1 rRNA gene is annotated in these 321 nt (G+C 55.1%); it reads left to right on the top strand.

Annotated features, from left to right (window positions below):
• Window positions 1-321, top strand: a 23S ribosomal RNA gene (locus tag HG542_RS34335); the annotation flags it as partial.

Here is a 321-nt window from a genome sequence, read left to right as displayed (position 1 = left end):
AATACCGGAGAATGTTATCACGGGAGACACACGGCGGGTGCTAACGTCCGTCGTGAAGAGGGAAACAACCCAGACCGCCAGCTAAGGTCCCAAAGTCATGGTTAAGTGGGAAACGATGTGGGAAGGCCCAGACAGCCAGGATGTTGGCTTAGAAGCAGCCATCATTTAAAGAAAGCGTAATAGCTCACTGGTCGAGTCGGCCTGCGCGGAAGATGTAACGGGGCTAAACCATGCACCGAAGCTGCGGCAGCGACGCTTATGCGTTGTTGGGTAGGGGAGCGTTCTGTAAGCCTGCGAAGGTGTGCTGTGAGGCATGCTGGA

The organism is Streptomyces morookaense (assembly GCF_013030945.1).
GTDB classification, from domain to species: Bacteria; Actinomycetota; Actinomycetes; order Streptomycetales; family Streptomycetaceae; genus Streptomyces; species Streptomyces morookaensis.
The sequence above is the reverse complement of the archived record's forward strand: the minus strand, read 5'-3'. Positions and strand labels throughout refer to the sequence as shown.